Annotated in this window: 23 protein-coding genes; 16 read left to right on the top strand and 7 right to left on the bottom strand. The window is 54.5% G+C overall.

What is annotated here, in order from left to right:
- Positions 1-20: 20 nt before the first annotated feature.
- From hemA to SAMA_RS13350, 8 genes are all read left to right on the top strand, one after another.
- Positions 21-1271: a glutamyl-tRNA reductase gene (gene hemA / locus SAMA_RS13385; RefSeq protein ID WP_011760676.1), complete on the top strand. Its 1251-nt coding sequence runs from the start codon at positions 21-23 to the stop codon at positions 1269-1271.
- Positions 1272-1287: 16 nt separating this feature from the next.
- Positions 1288-2379 carry a peptide chain release factor 1 gene (gene prfA, locus SAMA_RS13380; protein WP_011760675.1) on the top strand — a complete coding sequence of 364 codons (1092 nt, stop codon included), beginning with the start codon at positions 1288-1290 and terminating at the stop codon, positions 2377-2379.
- Positions 2380-2382: 3 nt separating this feature from the next.
- Complete coding sequence (gene prmC, locus SAMA_RS13375; RefSeq protein WP_011760674.1) at positions 2383-3240, top strand: peptide chain release factor N(5)-glutamine methyltransferase; 858 nt, start codon at positions 2383-2385, stop codon at positions 3238-3240.
- A gap of 121 nt (positions 3241-3361) precedes the next feature.
- Complete coding sequence (locus SAMA_RS13370) at positions 3362-3760, top strand: SirB2 family protein (RefSeq protein ID WP_011760673.1); 399 nt, start codon at positions 3362-3364, stop codon at positions 3758-3760.
- Positions 3757-4545, top strand: coding sequence for a transglutaminase family protein (locus tag SAMA_RS13365; protein ID WP_011760672.1), 789 nt, complete (start codon positions 3757-3759; stop codon positions 4543-4545). The genes SAMA_RS13370 and SAMA_RS13365 overlap by 4 nt, the downstream gene beginning before the upstream one ends.
- A gap of 48 nt (positions 4546-4593) precedes the next feature.
- Positions 4594-5832: a DUF819 family protein gene (locus tag SAMA_RS13360; protein ID WP_011760671.1), complete on the top strand. Its 1239-nt coding sequence runs from the start codon at positions 4594-4596 to the stop codon at positions 5830-5832.
- Positions 5833-5877: 45 nt separating this feature from the next.
- A complete protein-coding gene (gene kdsA, locus SAMA_RS13355; RefSeq protein WP_011760670.1) occupies positions 5878-6726 on the top strand; it encodes a 3-deoxy-8-phosphooctulonate synthase in 849 nt (282 codons plus the stop codon).
- A gap of 87 nt (positions 6727-6813) precedes the next feature.
- Complete coding sequence (locus tag SAMA_RS13350; protein WP_011760669.1) at positions 6814-7689, top strand: DMT family transporter; 876 nt, start codon at positions 6814-6816, stop codon at positions 7687-7689.
- A 13-nt stretch (positions 7690-7702) separates the two neighbouring features.
- Here SAMA_RS13350 and SAMA_RS13345 read toward each other — a convergent pair whose 3' ends face one another.
- On the bottom strand, positions 7703-8605 hold the full coding sequence (locus tag SAMA_RS13345; RefSeq protein WP_011760668.1) for a ketopantoate reductase family protein: 903 nt from the start codon (positions 8603-8605) through the stop codon (positions 7703-7705).
- A complete protein-coding gene (locus tag SAMA_RS13340) occupies positions 8602-8964 on the bottom strand; it encodes a VanZ family protein (protein WP_011760667.1) in 363 nt (120 codons plus the stop codon). Before SAMA_RS13340 ends, SAMA_RS13345 begins: the two co-directional genes overlap by 4 nt.
- A 198-nt stretch (positions 8965-9162) precedes the next feature.
- Here SAMA_RS13340 and SAMA_RS13335 point away from each other — a divergent pair, with 198 nt between their 5' ends.
- Entirely contained in the window at positions 9163-9648 is a 486-nt protein-coding gene (locus SAMA_RS13335; RefSeq protein WP_011760666.1) for a YajQ family cyclic di-GMP-binding protein, read from the top strand.
- 13 nt (positions 9649-9661) lie between these two features.
- Here the strand turns inward: SAMA_RS13335 and SAMA_RS13330 are convergent, their stop codons facing one another.
- The 4 genes from SAMA_RS13330 to SAMA_RS13315 all read right to left on the bottom strand — a co-directional run bounded on the left by SAMA_RS13330 (position 9662) and on the right by SAMA_RS13315 (position 12753).
- Positions 9662-11062 carry an AmpG family muropeptide MFS transporter gene (locus SAMA_RS13330; RefSeq protein WP_011760665.1) on the bottom strand — a complete coding sequence of 467 codons (1401 nt, stop codon included), beginning with the start codon at positions 11060-11062 and terminating at the stop codon, positions 9662-9664.
- 129 nt (positions 11063-11191) lie between these two features.
- Entirely contained in the window at positions 11192-11518 is a 327-nt protein-coding gene (locus SAMA_RS13325; protein WP_011760664.1) for a hypothetical protein, read from the bottom strand.
- Between the two features lie 65 nt (positions 11519-11583).
- Positions 11584-12171: a peptidylprolyl isomerase gene (locus SAMA_RS13320; RefSeq protein ID WP_011760663.1), complete on the bottom strand. Its 588-nt coding sequence runs from the start codon at positions 12169-12171 to the stop codon at positions 11584-11586.
- Positions 12172-12192: 21 nt separating this feature from the next.
- Positions 12193-12753: a YajG family lipoprotein gene (locus SAMA_RS13315; protein ID WP_041409859.1), complete on the bottom strand. Its 561-nt coding sequence runs from the start codon at positions 12751-12753 to the stop codon at positions 12193-12195.
- Positions 12754-12895: 142 nt separating this feature from the next.
- Here SAMA_RS13315 and SAMA_RS13310 point away from each other — a divergent pair, with 142 nt between their 5' ends.
- From SAMA_RS13310 to grxB, 4 genes are all read left to right on the top strand, one after another.
- On the top strand, positions 12896-13456 hold the full coding sequence (locus SAMA_RS13310; RefSeq protein WP_011760661.1) for a porin family protein: 561 nt from the start codon (positions 12896-12898) through the stop codon (positions 13454-13456).
- A 193-nt stretch (positions 13457-13649) separates the two neighbouring features.
- On the top strand, positions 13650-14681 hold the full coding sequence (locus tag SAMA_RS13305) for a DUF2804 domain-containing protein (RefSeq protein WP_049757916.1): 1032 nt from the start codon (positions 13650-13652) through the stop codon (positions 14679-14681).
- Between the two features lie 87 nt (positions 14682-14768).
- Positions 14769-15632 carry a sterol desaturase family protein gene (locus SAMA_RS13300; protein ID WP_011760659.1) on the top strand — a complete coding sequence of 288 codons (864 nt, stop codon included), beginning with the start codon at positions 14769-14771 and terminating at the stop codon, positions 15630-15632.
- 61 nt (positions 15633-15693) lie between these two features.
- Positions 15694-16344, top strand: coding sequence for a glutaredoxin 2 (grxB, locus tag SAMA_RS13295; protein ID WP_041409858.1), 651 nt, complete (start codon positions 15694-15696; stop codon positions 16342-16344).
- A gap of 109 nt (positions 16345-16453) precedes the next feature.
- Here grxB and SAMA_RS13290 read toward each other — a convergent pair whose 3' ends face one another.
- The gene (locus SAMA_RS13290) at positions 16454-17605 is read right to left on the bottom strand and encodes a methyltransferase (protein WP_011760657.1); all 1152 of its coding nucleotides are present in this window, start codon (positions 17603-17605) and stop codon (positions 16454-16456) included.
- A 91-nt stretch (positions 17606-17696) separates the two neighbouring features.
- Here SAMA_RS13290 and SAMA_RS13285 point away from each other — a divergent pair, with 91 nt between their 5' ends.
- The 3 genes from SAMA_RS13285 to SAMA_RS13275 all read left to right on the top strand — a co-directional run bounded on the left by SAMA_RS13285 (position 17697) and on the right by SAMA_RS13275 (position 19300).
- Positions 17697-18317: an alpha-ketoglutarate-dependent dioxygenase AlkB family protein gene (locus SAMA_RS13285; protein WP_011760656.1), complete on the top strand. Its 621-nt coding sequence runs from the start codon at positions 17697-17699 to the stop codon at positions 18315-18317.
- A gap of 100 nt (positions 18318-18417) precedes the next feature.
- Positions 18418-18945 (top strand): glycine cleavage system protein R, encoded by a 528-nt coding sequence (locus SAMA_RS13280; RefSeq protein ID WP_011760655.1) that lies wholly within the window; start codon positions 18418-18420, stop codon positions 18943-18945.
- A 55-nt stretch (positions 18946-19000) separates the two neighbouring features.
- Positions 19001-19300 (top strand): BolA family protein, encoded by a 300-nt coding sequence (locus SAMA_RS13275; protein ID WP_011760654.1) that lies wholly within the window; start codon positions 19001-19003, stop codon positions 19298-19300.
- Positions 19301-19405 lie beyond the last annotated feature (105 nt).

Here is a 19405-nt window from a genome sequence, read left to right as displayed (position 1 = left end):
CAGGATCCAGAAAGAGTCAGATGAGCCTTGTAGCAATCGGGATAAACCATAAAACGGCCACCGTCGATCTTCGCGAAAAGGTCGCCTTCTCCCCGGACAAAATCCATGATGCGATGCGAAGCCTCGCCTGTACCACCTCATCCAATGAGGCGGTGATTGTCTCTACCTGTAACCGTACCGAACTATACTGTAACAACGCCCGTGCTGAGGAAGTGATCCACTGGCTGGAGAGTTACCACAACCTGAGCCACGATGAGCTTATGCCCTGTGTCTATCACCATGAGGGGCAGGAAGCGGTGCGGCATCTGATGCGGGTAGCCTCGGGGCTGGATTCGCTGGTACTGGGCGAGCCGCAAATTCTTGGTCAGGTGAAACAGTCATTTGCCAAGGCCAAAGAGGCCGGCACAGTGGCTGTAACGCTGGACCGCCTTTTCCAGAGCACCTTCTCGGTTGCCAAAAAGGTCCGGACCGAAACTGAAATCGGGACCGCGGCCGTGTCTGTGGCCTTTGCCGCCGTCAGCATGGCCAAACATATCTTCTCTTCACTGGCATCTACCAAGGTATTGCTGATTGGTGCCGGTGAAACCATAGAGCTGGTAGCCAGACACCTGAAAGAAAACGGGGTGTCATCCATGGTCGTGGCCAACCGTACCGTGGAGCGCGCCCAAGCCATGTGCGAAGAGTTTGGCGCTACCGCTATTACGCTCTCGCAAATTCCGGATTTTCTCCCAAAGGCCGATATCGTGATATCCTCTACCGCCAGTCCGCTGCCTATTCTTGGCAAAGGCATGGTAGAAAAGGCACTCAAGCAGCGTCGACATCAACCTATGTTATTGGTTGATATAGCAGTTCCTCGTGATATTGAGGCGGAAGTCGGAGAACTCGACGACGCCTTCCTGTACACGGTCGACGATCTGCAGAGCATCATCGAACAGAATATGGCCTCCCGAAAGGAGGCGGCCGAGCAAGCCGAAGTGATAGCCCAGGAGCAATCTTTCCTGTTTATGGATTGGATCCGCTCGCTGGAGTCGGTAGACAGTATTCGCGAATATCGCACTGCCAGTATGGCAATCAAAGATGAATTGGTAGAACGGGCCCTCAATAAGCTGGCGCAGGGGGCCGATGGCGAGCAAGTTATTCTGGAGCTTGCCAACAAACTGACCAATCGCTTGATCCATGCACCGACTCAGGCCCTGACGACCGCCAGTCGTCAGGGGGACCTCAATACTCTGGGGCAACTTCGGACCGCGCTCGGCCTGGATAAACACTGAGACTTTTGAGAGTTAAATGAAGGAATCCGTCATCCGCAAGCTGGAAGGCTTGCTCGAGCGCAACGAAGAAGTATTGGCGCTGCTCAGCGACGCCAGCATCATTTCCGATCAGGACCGTTTTCGCGCCCTTTCCAAAGAATACGCCCAGCTTGAAGACGTGGTAAAAGGCTTCAAGGCTTATCAGCAGGCGGTGGCCGACCTGGAAACCGCCAAAGAGATGCTCGAAGAGGACGATCCTGAGCTGAAAGAAATGGCCCAGGAAGAAATCAAATCCGCCAAGGCGAGCCTCGAGCGGCTCGAGGCCGAGCTGCAAATTTTGCTGCTCCCTAAAGACCCCAACGATGAAGCCAACGCGTTTGTGGAAATCCGTGCCGGAGCCGGTGGTGATGAAGCCGCCATTTTTGCCGGTGACCTGTTCCGCATGTACAGCCGTTATGCCGAAACCCAGCGCTGGCAGGTGGAAATCATGAGCGCCAACGAAGGCGAACATGGTGGTTATAAAGAAGTCATTGCACGTTTCAGCGGTGAGCGCGTTTACGGCAAACTCAAATTCGAGTCCGGTGGCCATAGAGTTCAACGGGTGCCTGAAACTGAATCCCAGGGTCGGGTGCACACCTCGGCCTGTACCGTAGCTGTGCTGCACGAAGTGCCCGAAGCCGAAGCGGTGGAAATCAACCCATCTGAACTGCGCATCGACACTTTCCGCGCCTCCGGTGCCGGTGGGCAGCACGTTAACAAAACCGATTCGGCCATCCGTATTACCCACTTGCCCACAGGCACTGTGGTGGAGTGTCAGGATGAGCGCTCGCAGCACAAAAACAAGGCTCGTGCCATGTCAGTGCTGGTGGCCCGTTTGCAGGCTGCCGAAGACGAGAAGCGCCGCAGCGCCGAAGCCACCACCCGACGGAATCTGGTAGGAAGCGGCGATCGTTCTGAACGTATCCGCACCTACAACTTCCCTCAGGGGCGGGTGAGCGATCATCGCATCAACCTGACCCTGTATCGCCTCAATGAAGTGATGGAAGGCGATTTGAACGCCCTTATCGAACCCATAGTACAGGAACACCAGGCCGATTTGTTGGCGGCACTGGCAGACGAGCAGGGGTAAAGCTTGGCAGCCCATTCCACTATAGGTGAAGCCTTGCAATGGGGCTTCAGCACCCTGGCCTCCAGCAGCACTTCTGCCAATCTGGATGCCGAGGTGCTGCTGCAGCATTGCCTCGGTAAAAATCGCACTTTTCTTTACACCTGGCCTGAGCGACCACTGACCAGCGAGCAGTGGAAACACTTCGAGCAGCTGATAAACCGCCGTGCCAAAGGTGTGCCGGTGGCGCATATTCTCGGTGAGCGTGAGTTTTGGTCACTGAAGTTTTTGGTGAACGAAACCACCCTTATTCCACGGCCTGACACCGAGATGTTGGTTGAGACGGCGCTTAATCTGCCGCTGCCCGACAACGCCAGAGTGCTGGACATGGGCACGGGAACCGGCGCCATTGCATTGGCGCTGGCCAGCGAAAGGCCCAACTGGCGTATTACAGCACTGGATAAGGTGGATGATGCCGTCGCCCTGGCCAAGGCCAATCGTGAGCAACTGGGGTTGTCGCAGGTGGAAATCCTGCAAAGCGATTGGTTCAGTGCTGTACGGGATGCCGATTTCGACCTGATAGTCTCCAATCCGCCTTATATCGATGAGCACGATGAGCATCTGGCGATGGGGGATGTGCGTTTTGAGCCTTTAAGTGCGCTCACTGCCGCCGACGAAGGTTATGCGGACCTGAACCATATCGCCATGCACGCCCGTGAGCATCTCAAGGTGGGCGGGTATTTGCTGCTCGAGCATGGTTTTGCCCAGGCGCTGAAACTCAGGGAAACTCTGGTATCCCTTGGGTACGACAAGGTGGCTACTGTGCGGGATTTCGGTTCCAACGATCGCTGCACATTGGGGCTTTGGCATGGCGAGGATGCCTGAGTGCGCTTGAGGCACACTTGGTCCGGGCAGCATTGGTAAGGGCTGAAGGATTCGGGTACACTAGCGCCTTTGTTTTTCGGGCATTTAGTTTCAGGACTCTTTTACAAAAGGCAGCCAGGCTATGGAATCCATCAACAACCTCTATCCCGTCTTTAAGCACCTGCACCTGACGCTGGTGGCAACCAGTGTGCTCTTCTTTGTGGTGCGCTTCGTGCTCAAATTAAAAGAATCTGCCCTGCTGCAGAAAAAGGTGATGCGCATTGCACCCCACATCATAGATACCTGTCTGTTGCTGTCGGGTCTGCTGATGTGTTTCCTTATCAAACAATATCCCTTCGTTGACCCCTGGTTGACCGAGAAAATCCTTGCTGTGGTTGCCTACATTTTGCTGGCCATCATGGCGATGAAGTCCAATCGCAATAAATTTTTCCGCTTTTTTGCGTTCCTCGGCGCCATCGCCTGGGTTGTGTATGCGGCCAAAATCGCTGTCTTTAAACAGGCCATAATGCTGGCATCATGAGTGAATTTTCGTTAGTAGACGGTGTTTCCCTGCCGGAGACGCCGCTGGATATACTTGCGCATTTGGGGCTCGCAGACAGGCAAAAAGCCGAGTGGGCCTGGCTTGAAATCGCCGGTGGTGTGCTCAGTCATTATCTGGTGGACAGAGACGCCAGACTCAAGGCATTGCTGGGCTGGTTTTACCGGGATCTGGGCTTTCGGGCCAAAGATGACTATTTCAGTCTTGAGGCCGCGAGCCTGGCACACACACTGATGTTTCGTCAGGGGAACAGCACCACACTGGCAACCGTATTGATGCTGCTCGCCAAGCAACTGGATTTGCCACTCGAACCCATTCTGTTGCCCGGCCATACTCTGCTTTGTTTGAGGGACGGGAAGAAAAAACTGTTAATCGACCCGCTCAGTGGCGAGATCATTGACCGCAAACGGGTGCATGCCCTGGTGCGTGGCGAGTTGGGCAACTGGGCGCCGATGAAGCCGGTTTATGTGAAACCCTCAGGGGTGAAGGCACTCATCAGCCGAATGTTGGGAGAGCTCAAAGCGGGCGCCATAGTAAAGCAGCGTTTTGATGTGGCGCTTGCCTGCAGCAATATGCTGCTCGATTGGCACCCCGATGACACCACGCTCATTCGTGAAAGGGCCTTCATCGCCCAGCAGCTTGGCGCCATTCGGGTGGCCGAAGCCGACCTCAGGCAGTTTATCGATCTGAGTCCCCACGACCCTGTGGTGGAGTTGGTGAAAATGCAGCTGCGTGAGCTGGGCGAACATCACGAAATTCTGCATTAACAAAGATATACCTTACAAAATTAATAACACTTTCAGGGGGAAGAAAGGATGACAACGGCGCCATTGGTTACCAACGACGCAACCGTACTGGGTTTTTTGGCCATTATTCTGGGATTTGTGTTTTACACCCACAGCCACCCCAGCTGGCAAAAATTCTATAAATTCGTCCCGGCGTTGCTGCTGTGCTACTTCCTGCCTTCGCTGCTCAATACGTTCGGCATAGTCGATGGCCACAGCTCTCAGCTGTACTTTGTCGCCACCCGCTATTTGCTGCCCGCCTGTTTGGTGTTGCTGATTCTGTCGGTGGACCTCAAGGCCATCATGGGGCTGGGGCCCAAGGCTGTGGTGATGTTCCTCTGCGGCACGTTGGGGATTGTGATTGGTGGCCCGGTGGCGCTGCTGCTGGTGTCGGCCATTGACCCTTCGCTGACCAACGATATGGGGCCGGACTCTGTGTGGCGTGGTATGACGACGCTTGCCGGCAGTTGGATTGGTGGCGGTGCCAACCAGGCGGCCATGAAAGAAATCTATGAAGTGGGCGGCAGTGTGTTTTCGGTCATGATCACCGTCGATGTGATTGTGGCCAACGTGTGGATGGCCGTGCTGCTGTTTATGGCATCCCGCGCCAAAGAAATCGATGCCAAAACCGGCGCCGATACCAGTGCCATCGAAGCGCTTAAAGAGAAGGTTGAAAAGTACAAGGCCGAAAATGAGCGCAATCCCAGCCTGACCGATTTAATGCTTATTCTGGCGGTGGGCTTTGGTGTCACAGGTTTTGCCCATATTGCGGCGGATTTCCTGGCCCCCTTCTTTTCCGAGCACTTCCCCTGGACCAAACAGTACAGCCTGACTTCCGGCTTTTTCTGGCTGGTGGTGTTGGTGACGACCGCCGGTTTGGCGCTGTCGTTCACACCACTGCGTCATCTGGAAGCCGCAGGAGCCTCCAAGGTGGCGTCGTCCTTCCTCTATGTGCTGGTGGCTACCATTGGCCTTCATATGGATGTGAGTGAAATCCTCAAGACCCCGATTTACTTCCTGCTGGGCATCACCTGGATGTTGGTGCACGCGGGCTTTATGCTGCTGGTGGCCAAGCTTATCAAGGCGCCGTTGTTTTACATGGCGGTGGGCAGCCAGGCCAACGTCGGCGGCGCTGCATCTGCTCCTGTGGTTGCTGCGGCCTTCCACCCCTCTTTGGCACCTGTAGGTGTGCTTTTGGCGGTGTTCGGTTATGCTTTGGGCACTTACATGGCGTGGCTCTGTGGCCAGCTCTTGCAGCTGGTGGGCTGATTTTTCCGCCGGCGAGCGCGCCGGTTTATTCTTTGAGAGGCTTAGATGAGTATCAAGACAATCCAACTTGGCGACATCGCCATTGCCAATGACAAGCCCTTTGTACTCTTTGGCGGCATGAACGTGCTTGAATCGCGGGATCTGGCCATGAGTATTGCCGAGAAATACCTGGAAGTGACCCAAAAGCTTGGGATCCCCTATGTATTCAAGGCCTCTTTCGACAAGGCCAACCGCTCGTCTATCAACTCTTACCGTGGTCCCGGGATGGAAGAAGGCCTGAAGATATTTCAGGAAATCAAAGACACCTTCAATGTGCCGCTGATCACCGATGTGCACGAGCCTCATCAGTGTGCCCCCGTGGCAGAAGTGGTCGACATCATTCAGCTGCCAGCCTTTTTGGCACGCCAGACCGATCTGGTGATTGCCATGGCCAGAACCGGCGCCATCATCAACGTGAAAAAGCCACAGTTTCTGGCTCCCCACGAGATGCGCCACATAGTGAAGAAATTCAACGAGGCCGGTAACGACGAGATTATCCTGTGCGAGCGCGGCAGCTGCTTTGGTTACAACAACCTGGTGGTGGACATGCTGGGCATGGATGAGATGAAACAGAGCGGTTATCCGGTAATTTTCGATGCCACCCATGCACTGCAGCGTCCGGGCGGCCGTGAAGATTCTGCCGGTGGTCGCCGCGCCCAGGCAACTGAGCTTGCCCGCAGTGGTATGGCGCTGGGTCTGGCAGGTCTCTTTATCGAAGCACATCCGGATCCCGACAATGCCAAGTGCGACGGCCCCTGTGCTCTGCCACTGCATCAGCTGGAAGCTTACCTCAGTCAGATGAAAGCGGTAGATGACCTGGTGAAATCTTTTCCTGCACTGGATACCAGCAAGTAAACCACAGCATCAATCGGCTGTGATATGCTCAAACGCCCGGCTTTGCCGGGCGTTTTTTTTGGTCAATAGAGAAAAGGGAGAGTCTGTATGTGGGTGATGTTCACCCTGATGGCGGCCTTTATGCAGGCCTGGCGCAATGCCTTTCAAAGTGAGCTCAGTCGCGATGTTGGTGTGCTTGGCGTCACCCTGGCGCGCTTTCTCTATGCAGGTCCGTTGGCGGCTTTGTATCTGGCCGGGCTCTACCTGTGGCAGGATGCGTCCATTCCCAACTTCGGCGCGGATGCCCTTGGGTTTATTCTTGGGGCGGCGCTGATGCAAATTCTGGCTACGGCCCTCATGGTGAAGCTGTTTCAGCTTAAAAACTTTGCCATTGGCGCAGGGCTTGCCAAAAGCGAGGCGCTGGTGGCCGCTATTCTTGGGGTGGCCTTCTTTGGTACCAGCCTGTCACTCTTTGGCTGGCTTGGGGTACTTGTGGGCACTGTGGCGGTGTTTATGCTCTCAAGCAAGGGCGGCCTTCGCACACTCTCGCCCAAGACACTGTTACTGGGGCTTGCCAGCGGCAGTGCCTTTGCGCTCACGTCGCTATGGGTTCGTGAAGCCAGCCTGTGTCTCGATGTGCCTTTTCCCCACCGCGCCGCCTGGGTGCTCTTGCTGGTTATCCTTATTCAAACGGTGATTTTGCTGCTGTGGCTGCTGGTGCGAAAACCCGATGAGCTAAAGGCCATGATGGCAAGAAACCGACTGACGCTGGCCATCAGCGTCAGCAGTTGCCTTGGCTCCATTGGCTGGTTCTCTGCCATGTCGCTCACCGCCGTGCCCTACGTGAAAACCCTGGGCCAAGTGGAAATTTTCTTTATGATGCTGGTGTCGAGCCTGTATCTGAAGCAAAAGGTGCAGGTAAAGGACATGGCGGCGCTGGTTCTTATCGCATTAGCCGCCATCATGGTGATGTGGCCTCAATAAGAGGGTGCGTGGTTTAAAAGCGTCGCTCCAGGGTGTGAATGGCGTCGACCAGAGCTCTGTTGGTGGGTGTAGCAATGCTGTGGCGATGGCCAAGGCTGACCAGATAGCCATTTATAGCATCTATCTCGGTTTTGCGCTTATGGTCCACATCCTGTCGCATCGATGAGCGATTGGCTGCGGTAAGACGAATGACCTCATACACGCGGGCTGACAAGCTCTCTTCCTGTAACTCAATGCCCTGAGTCCTGGCGACCTCAACCAGCTCCCTCAGCACCCCGGCAATAGTAGCTTGGTAAGCATTATCTGCCAGTTCGCCATTACAGATGCCGTGAATGGCGGTAAGGGGATTGATACAGGCATTGACCGCCAGTTTTTGCCACAGGGCGGGCAGAATTGCCTCCACCCACTCGCTACCTGGAATGGCGCTCAGCAGCAAGGTTTTAAGCCCTGGCGCCATGGCCGGACCTGTGCAGTGGCCCAATTGCGTAAGACCACTACCGGTTTGTTTAAGGTCGTGTTTGCCAAGCCGCAGCGCTCCCTGACTGGTGGTGCCGAGCGTCAATCCCCGTCCATCCAACAGGGCCGCCACCTCTTCGTGGGGGCCAAGGCCATTGTGCAGTAACAGCAGATGGCAGTGCGGTGATAAACCGGGCAATGCGCCTGTGACTGCGTCAATTACCTGGTAGGCCTTCACTGTGATAATAAGAAGATCAAGTTCCCCCAGCAGGGCTTGCTTGTCGTTGGATTTGGCGAAGTTCAGGGTGTTGCGATTGCCATTCAGGTCTGTGAGGCTGTAAGGCTCTGTAATGGCAGTCAGCTGCCGGTCCAGCAGAAAGGGCAAGGTGCCCGCCGACGCCAGCTGATGGGCAATTAACTGGCCCACGGCGCCCGCACCCAGAATGCCAATTCGGCTCATGCGCCCTGAAGCCTGGATGCGCGGCGGTATTTACTATACAGCCATGCAGTGAGGAAGAAGGCGGCAACGCCCGCGAGGTCGGCTGCGATATCGCCCCAGGAGGCGGAGCGGTAGGGCAGGCGAGACTGAATGATTTCAATCAAACCGGCGTAGGCGGCCAGTGCCAGCAACATGATGTACCAGCGAGGTCTGAATGCCAGTTGGGTCAGCCAAGCCAAACCAAAGAAAGTGCCGAAATGCCCCACTTTGTCCAAATGGGGAATGGACTGGGGATAGCTGGGTTTGGAAAAGACCAGATAACTGGTGATACACAGGGCAATCACCAAAATGATTTTGAACAAAAACTGCCGATTCTTCACACGGAACTTTCGCTGGTAGACTTAGGCGCCCATGATAGGGAAATGTCCAGCCAAAGTCACTCATCGGCCTGTAAAACTCTGTGTCTTCAACGGCGGACTTGGGGCTTCAACTGTGCTGGCCGGATCGTTACACTATGCTCTATTCGGATTGAGGCCCGTTTTGTCAGAGGCCTGTTTTGCTTTTCAAGGGGTTAAAAAATGCCGTCATTTGATATTGTTTCGGAAGTGGATGCCGTTGAGCTTAAAAACGCTGTGGAAAACACCCGCCGTGAAATGGATGGCCGTTTTGATTTTCGTGGTGTTGAGTACAGTGTGGATTTCAAGGATATGGTGGTCATCCTGCGTTCAGAGTCGGATTTCCAGTGTCGTCAGATGGTGGATATTCTCAGAGGCCAGCTTGCCAAACGCAACGTGGATGCCAAGGCCATGGAAGTGGACGACAAGATAGTCCACACCGGCAAAACCTTTGCACAAAACGTGAAGTTCAAGCAGGGCATAGAGCAGGATGTGGCCAAGAAGCTTATCAAGCTGATTAAAGACAGCAAGGTGAAGGTGCAGGCGCAAATTCAGGGTGATTCGATTCGGGTCACAGGCAAGAAGCGCGATGACTTGCAGGCCATTATGCAACTGGCCCGCACATCAGAGCTGGGCCAGCCTTTTCAGTTCAATAACTTCCGCGACTGATTTAAGCCTTCTCTCAGTCTGTCACCTGCTCGCTCCTTGCCTCGGCGTGGGCAGGGGGCGACAGCTTTCCTACCAGCCATACCAGCAGCAATACCGGTAGACCAATCAGGCTGGCGGTAATGAAAAAGTTCACATAGCCAAAGGCATCGACCCAGGCACCGGAGAAACCGGCAATAAACTTGGGAAACAGCAACATGATGGACGACAGCAGCGCATACTGGGTCGCGCTGTAGCCACTGCTTGTGAGGCTCGACAAATAGGCGATAAAGGCTGCTGTGGCGATACCACCACTGAAGTTATCTATGGATATCGCCAGTGTCAGCAGTTCCATGTTGTATCCAACCATGGCTTGCCAGGCAAACAGCAGGTTGGTGGTGGCAACCAGCAGAGCGCCTAAAAACAGAATGCGCATGGTGCCATATTTCGCCAGCAGTATGCCCCCGAAGGCTGCGCCAACCAGGGTCATGATAAGGCCATACACCTTGCTCAGAAAGGCGATTTCCTCTTTGGAAAATCCCATGTCCACGTAGAACACATTCGCCATAATCCCCATGACTATGTCTGAAATCCGGTAGCAGGAAATCAGCGCCAGGATCAGGATGGCGCTCTTGCCGTAACGCCTGAAAAAATCGATAAAGGGCGCGGCGACTGCGTTATAGGTCCAGGACAGGGCCGCGGCCGTGCGGGGCGAGTATTTTTTACTGAGGCGCTCGCGCATCTCGGCTTCCAGCGCATTTGCCTTCCCCTGGTCGACGGCAGGCTCTTTGGCGCACAGGGTGGTTATCACCCCAATGAGCATCAATCCTGCCATGACCATATAAGCAGTTTGCCATGACGCGAGCCGATAGCCATCGGCTTCCGGCGCGACCCAGGCGGCGATGGTCAGGGCGCCGGCGGTCGCGATAATCATGGCCGAGCGATAGCCAATTTGATAAGCAGCCGCCAGGGCCGCCTGCATTTCCTGGGGGGCTGATTCGATGCGAAAGGCATCTATTACTATATCCTGGGTGGCTGAGGCAAAGGCCACCATCAGGGCGCATATGGCCATATAGGTGAGGCTTTCTTTTGGGTCGCTGCTGGCCATGCCCACAATGGCCCCAATCAGCATTAACTGGGCAAACAGCATCCAGCCCCGGCGCCGACCAAACAGCTTTGAGAACACCGGCAGTGGCATGCGATCCACCAGCGGGGACCAGAGCCATTTGAACGCATAGAGGATGGCAATCCAGCTGAAATAACCAATGGCAGTGCGATCGACACCGGCTTCACGCAGCCAGAATGACAGGGTCGAGAACACCAGCATCAGGGGTAAACCGGCAGAGAAGCCGAGGAACAGCATCACCAGTACCCGGCGATGGCGGTATACCGCCAGGAGTTCCCAGAGTCTGATTAAGGCAGCGGTAGGTAAATACATGATGGCCGGACAAGCGAAAAGGGGCTTTAGAATAACTTACTTAGCCAAGTGCGGGTCAAGCGGATTGGCAAAAGTTAATCTGCTGTGTGCATAAAAAAGACCCGCCAATGGCGGGTCTTGGGGACAGAGTCAGGATGCGGGACGCACTCCGATGCAGCCGCCCGGGATCTGACCGCCTATGCTAAGGTAATCACAACAGTCCTGCAGCTGCTTTCGCAGAAACAGGTTGCCGCGAAGTACCCAAACAGGCCAGCGGTCAAAGCAGTGCATCAAATGCCAAAACACCCTTTCAGTGTCAGACTGCGCTTCACCCTGGGGGGACAACTGTTGCCACTCCTCGAGGGTATCCCATAAATACAGCTGGATTTCGCGGTAATCGAGCTGATCACTCAAGAACGCTCTTCCATACTGAGCCAGTTGGGGCGCTTTGCTATCGATGAAATCCGTTGGTGTCATCGTATCGCCTCCTTGTTTAGCTCACTGAGTATAGTCAGCTTTAGAGTGCTGACTCAAAACACAGTTTATTTTCTTGGCAACAATTTGGCTGACTTGAGCACAATCTGAGTAACAGGAACATCGGGCCAGTTCAGTTTGCTGTTGTGTTCTGTGGGCACGACCGCCATAGCTTCCAGAATTTCGCGGCCTTCCACCACTTCACCGAAAACGGCATAGCCCCAGCGGCGCTTGGAGGGGTCGAGCTTGGTATTATCTGCCACGTTGAAATAAAACTGGCGGGTGGCCGAGTGGGGGTTGTTCTCCCTTGCCATGGCGATGGTGCCGAAGGCATTGGACAGGCCGTTGCCTGACTCATTAACGATGGGGGCTGATTCTGGCAGTTCCTCCAGTTTGGGATTAAGACCGCCGCCCTGAACCACAAATTCCGGAATAATGCGGTGGAAGATAGTGTTGTCGTAGTCACCTTTCACCACATAGGTCAGGAAGTTATCGACAGTAATGGGGGCGCGGGTGCGGTCGAGCTCCACCACAATTTTGCCCATGGTGGTTTGCATTTCAACCTGGGGGTAGAGGTTATCGGGTTGAATATCCACTTTGGCCGCCAGCGCCACGTTAGACAAGCCCAGCATCAGGGCTGCAATGATCCATTTCATTTATGATTTCCTTTTTCGTTGTTATTGCATCAGAAACTGGGTCAGTTCGGGGTCATTGACTATGTCGCCAGCAAGCTGGGTGATGAGCTTATTCATTTCCAGCTCCAGAGTAGCCAAATCCAGGCTCAGCGGCCCCTTCATGGTGCCTCTGGCGGTGTAGCGTTTGCTGAACAGTTGCTGCTCGTTGCGGGCATAGGCGCTGATGATGATTTCGTTGGCGGCCTCGTAACCCAGCATGGTTTCATTGATATCCGACTGTAAACGCTCCAGTTTCAGCTCAAGAATATTGGTGGCGGCCGGATCGAGTTGGAAGCCTTTACTGCTGAAAGACTGGCGGAACAGATTGCCCAACTGAATAGCTGGCGACTCGCCAGTCCCCATCAGTTTGGCCGGGTCATCCCCTTTGATGATACGCACTGCGGTGTTGGAGCTTCTGGCATCCTGAGTGCTCAGGGCGATACGTCCATTGGCACTGCTGGTAATGGCGGGTACATCGGGACTCAGAGCAAGGTAATTGGACGGACTGCCCGCGCAGCCGCTGAGGGTCAGAATGGCAGTCAATACGGCTAAGGATTTCTTCATCTTGGATCCAAAACGAGACAAAAGTCGCATCAGAATACCAGATTTGTTCGCCATCGCCAGTCAATGAAAACCAGTTCAGTAAGCATTCAGTTTGTCTCTGGCATGCTCCTTGTGCCAATTGCATCCAATCATAGGGAAATCGATGAAACTATTCAGTTTAAGTGTAATGAGTACACTGATAGCGATGGGGCTTGCCAGTGCTGAAGTAAAGGCAGAAGCCAGTCCTCATATCACCGGGGTAAACCTGGGTTACGGCACTCAGGAATATGAGAGCCGTGATGGCGAGCGCTGGGATGCCGGTGACGGATTCAAGTACGACATTTGGTACAGATACATGCTGACCAGCCATTGGGGCGTTGAACTCAGCTATGGTCAGGGCACTGGCGGCGCTTACAGTGCCATGTTCGATATACTCTCGGACGTGAGAGAGCTTGAGTACTCGAACTACCGCGCAGCCCTTTACGGCCAATACAACTTCTCCCGTGGCAACAGCGTCTATGCCAAAGCCGGGATGGCTTTTTCTGATATCACATATGATCTGGACGATTCCCGCATTAAAGAAGATGCGGAAGGCTTTTTTGGCGCGGTTGGTTGGCAGCACAGATTCCACTCAGGATTTGGACTGGGAGTCGAATACCAGTACACAGATCTGAAGCAGCTCGAAGTTCAGAGTATTAATATCGCCTTCTCCTGGCAGTTTTGACGCTTCAGCGCTTTTTACTTCGTTTTGTGCATCTACGACGCCCTCAATTGAGGGCGTTTTTGTGCCCTGACTTGCGTGGGGTACTTTTACAAATCGATAACGTCGGGCTTTAAACTGTCGACAATCGGCGTTAGAGTAAAAAACCAAAAAAATAATAAATTGTACGATGGAACATTCAACAAGCACACCAGGGATGACCAATTCAGCCACATTCAAAACCTTGGGGATCCAGGATTGCCTGATGGCTGCCGGGCGTCCCTGTTTTGGGCATTTCGATGGCCCGGTTGCGTCTTTGGGGCTCGATGACTTTATCCTGATGAACGACATGGATAAGCCTGCCTCCCGCTTGCAACGCCATTTTGGCTATAAGCAGTTCGAGTTTATTGCCGTTAACACCCCCAATTACCTGATAGGCATCGCCCTGGCTGATATTCGCTATCTCGGCAGCGGCTTTTGCTACGTCTACGATGTCAGCAAAAAACGTGTGTATGAGAAGCATTGGATAAGGCCACCGGGCAGCTTCAGCCTTGGCCCGTCGCCTGTGTCGGCATCCAGTTCCATGGCTGGTGTCAGTATTCACCGCCGGGATGGTCGCTGGTCGGTGGCGCTGGATTTGGTGCTGGACACACTGCCGCTGAAGGCCGAGTTACAACTGGACGCAATGCCGCTGTCGCTGCCCATGGCCCTTTGCAGCCCTACCGGCTACAGCGGCTGGACGTACACCCAAAAGCACAACGCCTTGAGTGTCAAAGGCAGCCTTTATATCAATCACGAGCCGCAACCCCTCGGGCGTGCGCTCGCAGGATACGATTTTTCAGCAGGCTACATGCGCCGGGAAACCAGTTGGCGCTGGGCCTCCATTAACGCCCATGTGGGTAACAGCCTGCTGGGGCTCAATATTGCCGCAGGGGTAAATGAAACCGGTAGCAGTGAAAACGTGCTTTGGCTCGATGGCGTGCGTAAACACCTGGGGCCTGTGCATTTCGAATTTGACCGCAGCCAGGCTGAACATGGCCGCTGGCGCTTGTGGTCTGAGCGGGATGAGCTTGAACTCGAATTTACGCCCCAGGCCTGCCGCTCTGAGCGGCTTAACCTGATACTGCTGAAAAGCAACTTCCGCCAGTATCAGGGACACTTTTCGGGATGGGTACGTGATGTGGAAGGGGGCAAGGTTCACCTCGATAGGGTGCTCGGACTCACCGAAGATCATTTTGCCAAGTGGTAAGTGCACACTGCACCAGGAATAGAAAAGCAAGAACAACAAGTGGCCCACAAGTGTCAGGACTTTTGGGCACAGACAACAGGGAAGATAATGAACCTCGACAAGCTAATTGCCCATCCGGAGCTGCTGCTGATAGTGTTGGCGCCGATTTTTTTTCTGTGCATGGCGCTGGAGTTTGTGGTCGCCAATGTGCGTAAGCGACTGCCGGAAAATGCCAGATACAGTAAAGCAGAGCTCCTGTGTAACCTCAGTCTGGCGGGAATGCACCAGGCTGCCGATCTGCTGAGCGGATTTCTGATTGCCAAACTGTACCTGTATTTTTTTGGTTGGCGGCTGTTCGATATTGAAATGAATGGGCTTAATTTTGTGTTGCTGCTGCTGGCACAGGATTTTTGCTATTACTGGTTCCATCGTTGCAGCCACCGATGCCGCTGGATGTGGGCCGCTCATGTGGCTCATCACAGCTCAGAAAACATGAACTTTTCCACCGCTTTCAGACAAAGCCTGATGTACCCGCTGGCGGGAATGTGGATATTCTGGTTGCCTCTGGTTGTGATTGGTTTCGACCCTGCCTGGGTCGTGTTTGCGGTGCTGGCAAGCCTTGGGTTTCAGTTTTTTGTACATACCCAGCTGGTGGATAAACTTGGCCCGCTGGAATGGGTATTCAATACTCCCAGCCACCACAGGGTGCATCACGGCTCAAATCCCCAATACATAGATAAAAACTACGCCGGCGTGCTCATCATTTGGGATCGGCTGTTTGGCACCTTCGTCAAAGAAGAGGAAACCGTGCGCTACGGCATCACCAAGCCGATTAACAGCATGAACCCGCTCACGGTCACCTTCAGTGAATGGCGCGATATGTTCACAGATGCCACGGCGCCGGGGCTGAGTCTCGCCGAGCGCTGGCGTCAGCTTTTTGCACCACCCTCCAGCGCCAACGATAAGGATTGAGGCTTCGCAAGCTCCATGGCTTGGAGTAAGCTTGGGGCGTCCAAGTCTGAAAGAGAACCCTATGAAACTCTTTGTATTCGAACATTGTCCCTATTGTGTTCGCGCCATGATGATAGTGGGCTATAAGGGCATTGCGCTGGAAAAAGTAATACTGCAAAACGATGATGTGGATAGCCGTATCCGCATGGTCGGTGCCAATATGGTGCCTATTCTGCAAAAAGACGATGGCAGCTATATGGCCGAGAGCCTGGATATCGTCGCTTTTCTCGATGCGCTGTGCGGTGAGGCTCTGCTTGAGCCCGCCAAGCATGAGCAGCACATCGCTGCCTGGCTGGATAAGGCCGGTTATTACAGCAGCCGATTATTGCATCCCCGCAACGTGAGAATGGGGCTGCCTGAGTATGGCTCAGAAGCCGCTATCCGCTGGTATACCGAGAAGAAAACGGCGGTCATAGGCATGAGCTTCGAGGAGGCCTTCGCCGCATCGGGGGAGTACATAGCTGCGCTGGAGCCACTGTTTACCGAACTGGATTTGATACCGCTGCCGAGTGAGCGCAATAATCAGTTGGGGTATGACGATGTATTGCTGTTCCCTGTGCTGAGAAACCTCACTGCGGTGAAAGGGCTTAACGTTGGAAAGCGAGTCCGCAGCTATATAGATGAAGTGGCCGCGCTCACCAAGGTCGCGCTGTTTGATACGACAGCCATATAGCGCCAATATCCTCCCGGCCTTTTTGCCAAGGCTATCCGATAACGAAAACGCCCCATAACAGGGGCGTTTTTTCGATGTCACTACACATTGTTATCAGCGCAGTCAGGCACTATTTTACCGCTTGCAAAATCACAAACTTTCCGTTGCTGGCGATGGTTTTACAGTTGCCAAATAAACGCTTGAGTTTAATGTGATAACCAAGGTGGCGGTTGCCAACTATGTGCAGTAAGCCCCCCGGCTTCAACGCGCGTTTGGCATCGTTAAACATCTGCCAGGCAATATGGTCAGTAATGGCTTCCCCCTGATGGAACGGCGGGTTGCACAGGACCAAATCTGCCTGAACTTCATTGGGCAGGTGGCTTAAACAATCATCCCAGATAAATTCTGCCCGGCCCTCATCCAGGGCGTTCAGTGCCCAGTTCTGGCGGGCACTTTCCACTGCCATGGCCGACTCATCCACCAAATAGAGTCTGGCATCCGGATAGGTCTGGGCTGCCTTGAGAGCCAGTACACCATTGCCGCAGCCAAGGTCGATGACTGAGCTGAAATGCCCCTGTGGCAGATTCGCCATCATCAAGCGGGCGCCAATATCCAGTTTGCTGGCAGCGAACACGTTACTGAGATTGGTCACCTTCAAGCCGTGCTCTGGCACATCCCAAACACTGGGCTTACTGACTGGACGCGGGTTGCCATCGGCGGTGATGGTAATGATGCGGGTCTTTTTCCAGGTGAGGCTGGCAGTAGCCGGGCCCACCGCTTTGGCAATCAAGGCAAGCAGCGATTGATTGATGTGTTTGGCCTTTGCCCCCATCAGGATCACATCCCCCGCCGCCAGGGTTTGGCTCAGCTGGCTTAAAGTATCGGTCAGGAAGTTGAGATTCTTGGGCAGCTTCATCAGTATCTGTCTGCCCTTGGCAAAGCTGCCCAGGTTTGTGCAGTCCTGATAATCGACTTTGGCGCTTGCGAGCCCATTGGATGCCAGGTTTGCCTTACAGCCCAGATGCGCGGTGCGGCCATCGGCAGCAAAGACGATATCGGCATCGGACCTGGCGGTGGCAAGGGCGCAGGTGAGGGCACCAAAGCTGTCATTGATCACCAGAAATTTGGCGGCCAATTCGGTGTTGGACTCATTCAGGTATTTCAGCAGGTGTTCGTCGGCGGCGTCCCAGGCTTGCAGGTTGGGATCGCTGGTGGCGGGAAACCTGTGAAGGTCCAGCTCACACGGGGTACCGGAAAGGAATGCTGAAAATCGGGTCGTCATATGTCAGAGTATCTCATCAGTGGGGGCGCGATTATCGCAAATTGTCGTGCCGCTTGCGACTCTTCCTGTTACCTCAAGCATAGGAGCAGATGTGACCAATCAGCTTGAACTCACATTGGCGCGTGCCACAGGGGCAAAGTCAGAGCCGCCTGTCAGCCATGTACCGGCCTTTCTGAGCCCCCGGCAACAGGCGCTGTTGATGACCGAGGCCGCTGATTACCCCTTCGAGTCGCCAATGATTAAAGTCTATGGCAAGTGGCACCCCATACCCCGGCAGCAGGTGTGGTTTGCCGATGAAGGTTGCAGCTACCGATACTCTTCTTTACTCATCTCTCCAACGCCCTGGCCACATTATTTATTGCGGCTTAAGCAGGCGCTGGAAGCACATTGTGGCGCCGGTTTTAATGGTTGCCTCGTTAATCATTATCGCGGCGGCGAAGATACCATGGGATTTCATGCAGACGATGAGCCTGAGCTGGTGGAGGAGTCTCTTATCGCCATCGTCAGCCTGGGCGCCTCACGCCCCTTGGTGATGCGCCGCCGCGAAGATGGTCTTCGCTGCCGGGTGCTGTTACAAAGTGGCGATCTGCTGCTGATGCATCCCCCAATGCAGTCTACCTGGGAGCACGCCATCCCCCGCAGCCAAAAGTCGCTGCCTGCGCGGATAAGCTTTACCTTCAGAAACCTCAAGCCCTATTTTCACGGTCGCTGATTGTCATGGCTTACCCTGAACTGTGCACTTAGCCACAGACCCGGGTGTCTGCCCCAAGTAGAGTGAGACATCACCCAGCAGTGTTTAGGGAGTCGAGTCCATGAAAATTCAGTTTATTGCCACGGTCGTGGGGCCACTCGGTCCGGATGTGCTCCAGTCTTTGGCCAAGGTCAGTCGCGAGCAGGGGGCGGAATGGCTTTCCAGTAAGCTCATCATGCAGGACGGCCAGTTTGCCGCCATGATGAAAGTCAGCATCGACGACGATAAAGAGGCCGCGTTGAGAGACAATCTGGCGCGGGAATTCCCCACCCTGGGATTCGTGTATGCCCCAGTGGCCGCGGTGGAAGGGCCGGTGCAGCAGATACAGGTGGAACTCGACTGCAATGACAGACCCGGATTGACCCGGGATGTGAATAACGTTCTTGCCAATCTTGGTGTTTCTGTCTCCCATTTTGAAAGCCACAGGGTGCAGGTCACGAGCCTTGGTCGCACCCTGTTTAACGCCAGCTTATCTGTGGCCTTAGCGCCTGAGATGGATATTGCGACGCTGACCTCGGCACTGGAAGCGGTGGAGCCCAACGCCAGGGTCCACTATCGGGAAATGGCCTTTGCGGCACACAGGGTTTGATCTTTGACCGGGGCGGCGCTAATCTGCCGCCAATCGCCATTACCGGAACACTGTTATGTCTGTTGCCGATATTATTTCCGCCAAGCTGAATGAAGCCTTCGCCCCCACGCATCTTGAAGTGATTAACGAAAGCTACATGCACAATGTGCCCAAGGGTTCTGAAACCCATTTCAAGGTGGTCATCGCCAGTGACAGCTTTGAGGGACAGCGTCTGATTGGCCGCCACCGCGCCGTGAATGCGGCGCTTGCAGTTGAGCTGGCCAACGGGGTCCATGCCCTGTCGATGTTTACCTATACGCCCGACGAGTGGCAGGGTATGGACGCCGTGCCTGCATCGCCAAAGTGTCGCGGCTGACGTAGTGATTGCGCATTGTTAAAACACCCGCCCCCGGCGGGTGTTTTGATTTTCAGCATCGGCCAAGGACCTTGGCGGTTTCCTCGCTGTGGGATTTCTGTTATC

It is taken from the genome of Shewanella amazonensis SB2B, assembly GCF_000015245.1.
Taxonomy (GTDB): domain Bacteria; phylum Pseudomonadota; class Gammaproteobacteria; order Enterobacterales; family Shewanellaceae; genus Shewanella; species Shewanella amazonensis.
Note: the sequence above shows the minus strand (reverse complement) of the source record. Positions and strands in the feature narration are given on the sequence as shown.

What these genes read in the sequence shown, in the direction of transcription:
- SAMA_RS13335 (WP_011760666.1), top strand. Translation starts at nt 9,163, where the DNA reads ATGCCGTCATTTGATATTGTTTCGGAAGTGGATGCCGTTGAGCTTAAA.
- SAMA_RS13275 (WP_011760654.1), top strand. Translation starts at nt 19,001, where the DNA reads ATGTCTGTTGCCGATATTATTTCCGCCAAGCTGAATGAAGCCTTCGCC.
- SAMA_RS13365 (WP_011760672.1), top strand. Translation starts at nt 3,757, where the DNA reads ATGAGTGAATTTTCGTTAGTAGACGGTGTTTCCCTGCCGGAGACGCCG.
- SAMA_RS13280 (WP_011760655.1), top strand. Translation starts at nt 18,418, where the DNA reads ATGAAAATTCAGTTTATTGCCACGGTCGTGGGGCCACTCGGTCCGGAT.
- kdsA (WP_011760670.1), top strand. Translation starts at nt 5,878, where the DNA reads ATGAGTATCAAGACAATCCAACTTGGCGACATCGCCATTGCCAATGAC.
- SAMA_RS13345 (WP_011760668.1), bottom strand. Translation starts at nt 8,605, where the DNA reads ATGAGCCGAATTGGCATTCTGGGTGCGGGCGCCGTGGGCCAGTTAATT.
- SAMA_RS13320 (WP_011760663.1), bottom strand. Translation starts at nt 12,171, where the DNA reads ATGAAATGGATCATTGCAGCCCTGATGCTGGGCTTGTCTAACGTGGCG.
- prfA (WP_011760675.1), top strand. Translation starts at nt 1,288, where the DNA reads ATGAAGGAATCCGTCATCCGCAAGCTGGAAGGCTTGCTCGAGCGCAAC.
- grxB (WP_041409858.1), top strand. Translation starts at nt 15,694, where the DNA reads ATGAAACTCTTTGTATTCGAACATTGTCCCTATTGTGTTCGCGCCATG.
- SAMA_RS13310 (WP_011760661.1), top strand. Translation starts at nt 12,896, where the DNA reads ATGAAACTATTCAGTTTAAGTGTAATGAGTACACTGATAGCGATGGGG.
- SAMA_RS13300 (WP_011760659.1), top strand. Translation starts at nt 14,769, where the DNA reads ATGAACCTCGACAAGCTAATTGCCCATCCGGAGCTGCTGCTGATAGTG.
- SAMA_RS13325 (WP_011760664.1), bottom strand. Translation starts at nt 11,518, where the DNA reads ATGACACCAACGGATTTCATCGATAGCAAAGCGCCCCAACTGGCTCAG.
- SAMA_RS13360 (WP_011760671.1), top strand. Translation starts at nt 4,594, where the DNA reads ATGACAACGGCGCCATTGGTTACCAACGACGCAACCGTACTGGGTTTT.
- SAMA_RS13305 (WP_049757916.1), top strand. Translation starts at nt 13,650, where the DNA reads ATGACCAATTCAGCCACATTCAAAACCTTGGGGATCCAGGATTGCCTG.
- SAMA_RS13370 (WP_011760673.1), top strand. Translation starts at nt 3,362, where the DNA reads ATGGAATCCATCAACAACCTCTATCCCGTCTTTAAGCACCTGCACCTG.
- SAMA_RS13315 (WP_041409859.1), bottom strand. Translation starts at nt 12,753, where the DNA reads ATGAAGAAATCCTTAGCCGTATTGACTGCCATTCTGACCCTCAGCGGC.
- SAMA_RS13290 (WP_011760657.1), bottom strand. Translation starts at nt 17,605, where the DNA reads ATGACGACCCGATTTTCAGCATTCCTTTCCGGTACCCCGTGTGAGCTG.
- hemA (WP_011760676.1), top strand. Translation starts at nt 21, where the DNA reads ATGAGCCTTGTAGCAATCGGGATAAACCATAAAACGGCCACCGTCGAT.
- SAMA_RS13350 (WP_011760669.1), top strand. Translation starts at nt 6,814, where the DNA reads ATGTGGGTGATGTTCACCCTGATGGCGGCCTTTATGCAGGCCTGGCGC.
- SAMA_RS13330 (WP_011760665.1), bottom strand. Translation starts at nt 11,062, where the DNA reads ATGTATTTACCTACCGCTGCCTTAATCAGACTCTGGGAACTCCTGGCG.